Origin of the sequence: Kineococcus glutinatus (genome assembly GCF_039542765.1) — a bacterium.
GTDB lineage: Bacteria > Actinomycetota > Actinomycetes > Actinomycetales > Kineococcaceae > Kineococcus_A > Kineococcus_A glutinatus.
The window spans coordinates 1-3,779 of the sequence record NZ_BAABIL010000438.1 but is presented as its reverse complement, the minus strand read 5'-3'; the positions used below and the strand labels follow the sequence as shown (position 1 = coordinate 3,779).

General features: G+C 76.6%; 6 protein-coding genes. 4 read left to right on the top strand and 2 right to left on the bottom strand.

Annotation, left to right across the window (positions count from 1 at the left end; all coding sequences use genetic code 11):
* From ypfJ to ABEB16_RS15415, 3 genes are all read left to right on the top strand, one after another.
* A partial coding sequence (gene ypfJ / locus ABEB16_RS15425; RefSeq protein WP_345713113.1) for a KPN_02809 family neutral zinc metallopeptidase occupies nt 1-816 on the top strand: 816 nt, incomplete at its 5' end.
* A gap of 48 nt (nt 817-864) precedes the next feature.
* The gene (locus tag ABEB16_RS15420) at nt 865-1,260 is read left to right on the top strand and encodes a GNAT family N-acetyltransferase (protein ID WP_345713112.1); all 396 of its coding nucleotides are present in this window, start codon (nt 865-867) and stop codon (nt 1,258-1,260) included.
* 78 nt (nt 1,261-1,338) lie between these two features.
* Nucleotides 1,339-1,986 carry a nucleoside/nucleotide kinase family protein gene (locus ABEB16_RS15415; protein ID WP_345713111.1) on the top strand — a complete coding sequence of 216 codons (648 nt, stop codon included), beginning with the start codon at nt 1,339-1,341 and terminating at the stop codon, nt 1,984-1,986.
* Between the two features lie 43 nt (nt 1,987-2,029).
* Here the strand turns inward: ABEB16_RS15415 and ABEB16_RS15410 are convergent, their stop codons facing one another.
* Nucleotides 2,030-2,413, bottom strand: a complete 384-nt coding sequence (locus ABEB16_RS15410; RefSeq protein ID WP_345713110.1) for a VOC family protein — start codon at nt 2,411-2,413, stop codon at nt 2,030-2,032.
* 131 nt (nt 2,414-2,544) lie between these two features.
* On the opposite strand from ABEB16_RS15410, the gene ABEB16_RS15405 reads away from it, so the two are divergent.
* Nucleotides 2,545-3,324 (top strand): alpha/beta fold hydrolase, encoded by a 780-nt coding sequence (locus ABEB16_RS15405; protein WP_345713109.1) that lies wholly within the window; start codon nt 2,545-2,547, stop codon nt 3,322-3,324.
* A gap of 31 nt (nt 3,325-3,355) precedes the next feature.
* Here the strand turns inward: ABEB16_RS15405 and ABEB16_RS15400 are convergent.
* The coding region (locus ABEB16_RS15400; RefSeq protein ID WP_425560212.1) for an LGFP repeat-containing protein at nt 3,356-3,779 on the bottom strand (424 nt) is incomplete at its 5' end.

The following is a 3,779-nucleotide window of genomic DNA, read 5'->3' as shown; positions in this document are numbered from 1 at the left end:
CTCGGCATCGTCGGCGTGATCGTGGTGGTCCTGCTGCAGGTCCTCGGCGGCGGGGGCGGCGGCACGGGCACCCAGCTCGCGCCCCTCCTGGAGGAGCTGGGTGAGGGGCAGACCGCGAGCGCGGGCGAGCTCGACGCCTCCTGCCGCACCGGGGCCGACGCCAACGCGAGCGCCGAGTGCGCCGTCGTCGCCGACATCGAGTCCATCCAGGACTACTGGGCCGGCGTGCTGGGGACGCGGTACGCGCCCGTCGACACGATCTTCTTCGCCGGGGGGACCGGGACCGCGTGCGGGGCGGCGTCCTCCGGGACCGGGCCGTTCTACTGCCCGGCCGACCAGCTCGTGTACATCGACCTGTCGTTCTTCGACGAGCTGCGCACCCGGTTCGGCGCCGAGGGCGGTGCGTTCGTGAACTCCTACGTCCTGGCGCACGAGTACGGCCACCACGTGCAGAACCTGCTCGGCACGGCGAGCAGCGTTCCGCCCGGCGACGCGGGCCCCGACAGCGGCAGCGTGCGGCTGGAGCTGCAGGCCGACTGCTACGCCGGGACGTGGGCGAACCACGCCACCACGGTGCCCGACGACTCCGGCGCCCCCCTCATCGCCGAGATCACCGCCGACGACGTCGACCGCGCCCTGGACGCCGCCGGCCGCATCGGGGACGACTTCATCCAGACGAACCTCGGCGACGGCGGCACCGACCCGAGCACGTACACGCACGGCACGTCCGAGCAGCGCCGGCACTGGTTCACCACCGGGTTCGAGACCGGTGACCCGGCGCGGTGCGACACCTTCGCCGCGGCGGACCTGGGCTGAGCGGCGGGCCGGTCGACCGGTCCTGACACCGCCCCCTACCGTCGCGGCGTGGACATCGAGTGCTCGTGGCGCGGCGGCGTCGGGGACGGGGAGCTGGAACGGCTGCACGCCGAGGCCTTCGGCCACCCGGTCGGGGACACCCCGTGGGGGCAGCGGCTGGCCCGGTACAGCGTGGGGTGGGTCTGCGCCCGCGACGACGGCCGCCTCGTGGGTTTCGTCAACGTCATCGGCGACGGCGGCGTCCACGCCGTGCTGCTGGACACCGCGACCGCCGCCTCCCACCGCCGCCGCGGCATCGGGCGCCGGCTGGTGGCGACGGCGCGGGACGGTGCCCGGGCGGCGGGCTGCGAGTGGCTGCACGTCGACCACGAGCCGCACCTGGCGGGTTTCTACCGCGACGCGTGCGGTTTCGAGCCGACGGCCGCCGGCCTGCTGCGGCTGTGACGGGCGCGGGGGGTGCGGCTTCACCGGCGCCCCGGGCGCGAACGGCACGCTGCCGCGGAACCCTGGCACGATTCCCGCGTGCGCGCACCGCTCGTCGACCGGCTGGCCGCGGAGATCGCGGCCCTGCGCGGCGACCCGTACGTCCGCGTCGGGATCGACGGCGTCGACGGCGCCGGCAAGACGGTGTTCGCCGACGAGCTGGCCGCAGCCCTGCGCGCCCGCGGCCGGGCGGTGGTCCGCGCCTCCGTCGACGGCTTCCACCGGCCCCGCGCCCTTCGGTACGCGCGCGGGCGCGAGAGCCCGGAGGGTTTCTACCGCGACTCCTACGACCTGGCGGCGCTGCTGCGGGAACTGCTCGACCCGCTGGGCCCCGGTGGGGACGGCGTGCACCGCACCCGCGTGTTCGACGTCGCCACCGACACCTCCGACCCGGCACCTGCCGCGCGGGCGGCCCCGGGGTCGGTGCTCGTCCTCGACGGAATCTTCCTGCACCGCCCGGAACTGCGGGAGCGCTGGAGCTGGTCGCTGTGGCTGGAGGTGGAGCGGGCCACGTCGCTGCGGCGCTGTGCCGAACGCGACGGACGCGGTTCGCCCGACCCGGCGGCGCCGGCGAACCGCCGCTACGTCGAGGGGCAGCGGCTGTACCTGGCCGAGGCGGCACCGCGGCAGCACGCCACCCGCGTCGTCGACAACGACGACCTGGCCGCACCCGTGCTGCTGCGCTGACACGACCCCCGGGGGTCCGTCCCCCGCCGGGGCAGCCGGTCCGTCAGGGCGCGCCGTGGTGGACGGCCTCGACGTTGTTGCCGTCGGGGTCGCGGAAGAACGCGCCGTAGTAGCCCGGGTGGTACTCCGGCCACAGCCGCGGCTCGTGCAGCGGTTCCGCGCCCCGGCGGACCGCGGCGGCGAAGACCTCGTCGACGGCCTCCCGCGACGGCGCCGCGAGCGCGAGGTGCACGGGCCGGGTACCGGGGTCGACGAGGGGGCCGAACCACAGCGGGATGCTGTCACCGCCGGTGCCCAGCCCGATGACGAGGCCCTCGGGGACGGGGAAGCGCATCACCTCCCCCACCCCGAGCGGGGCGAAGACGTCGAGGTAGAACCCGGCCGTCGCGGCGGGGTCGGCGCACTGCAGGGAGAGGTGGTCGATCATGGCCGCGACGCTAGCGACGCCCCCCGACACGGGGAGGCGCGCTCTGGGCGAACGGCCGGTTCCCGGCGCCCCACCCGCCGGTAGCGTCCGGCGCAGGGGTGGGGAACCCGGCGCGAGGACGGAGGTGCGCGGTGGAGCTGCTGGGGACCGGGCTCGTGGGGTCGGGCCCGCTGGGCGTGGTGGTGCTCAACGACTGGATCAGCGACGCCTGGAGCTGGGGGCCGACCCGCCCGTACCTGGACACCGGGCGCTGCACGTGGGCGCTGACCGACCTGCGCGGCTACGGCCGCTCCCGGCACCTGCCCGGCCCGCACGACCTGCGCACGGCGGTCGCGGACGTGCTGGCGCTGGCGGACTCGCTCGGCTGGGCGCGGTTCGCGGTCGTCGGGCACTCGATGAGCAGCCTGGTCGCGCTGCACCTGGCGCAGCACTGCCCCGACCGCCTCGTGCGCGCCGCCGTGCTGTGCCCGCCACCACCGGCGGGGTTCGGCGCCGACGAGGCGGGGCTGGCGGCTCCGCGGGCGGTGGCGCGCGGCGACGACGAGGTGCGCCGGGCGCGGCTATCGCAGATGTGGGGCGAGCGGCTGGGCGCGTCGTGGCTGGAGCTGAAGCTGCGGCGCTGGCGGGAGGCGGCGGACCCGGAGGCGGTGGCCGGCTACGTCGCGATGTTCGCCCGCGACGGCCTGCCGGAGCCCGCCGCGCCGGTGCGGGTGCCGCTGCTGGCGGTGACCGGCGAGGAGGACGTCCCCGTGATGCGCGCCGCGGCGGTGCGGGAGCTGCTGGCGCCGCTGCGCCCGGACGTCGAGGTGGTGCCGCTCGCGCAGGTGGGGCACTACCCGATGCAGGAGGCCCCGCCGCTGCTGGCGGCGGTGCTCGGCCGGTTCCTCGCGCAGGCGCCCGCCGGGACGTGAGCCCGGCGGGCGCCTGCCGCGCGGGGGCGGCTCAGCAGCGGGGGTACAGGCCCGCGTCGCGGTAGGTGGCGGTGTCGGGATAGGCGTTGACGCGCGCCCCGCCGGCGGCGGTCCAGGAGATCCAGCCGCCCTCGAACTGCTGCACGCGGGTGCCGGCCGGGCCGTAGTCGAACTCCCCGGTGACGGGGAAGCCGAGGCAGCCGTTCTCGTAGCCCTGACCGGCCCACGCGTCGCGGATGGCGCCGTACGTGACCCACGCGCCCCAGCGCGCGGTCCAGTAGACGGAGCCGCCCTCGAAGACGGCGTAGGCGCCGGCACCGTTGGGGGTGCGGATCTCCCCGGTGCGGGGGAAGCCCAGCAGGCCGTTCTCCCAGCCCTGGGCGGCGTAGCGGGCCAGGATCTGCCCGTGCACCTCGTGGGCGCCGGTGGCCGGGCTCCAGTAGATGTTGCCGCCC

Excerpts from the sequence above, each read along its gene's own strand:
- ABEB16_RS15410 (WP_345713110.1), bottom strand. The coding sequence starts at position 2,413 with ATGATCGACCACCTCTCCCTGCAGTGCGCCGACCCCGCCGCGACGGCC.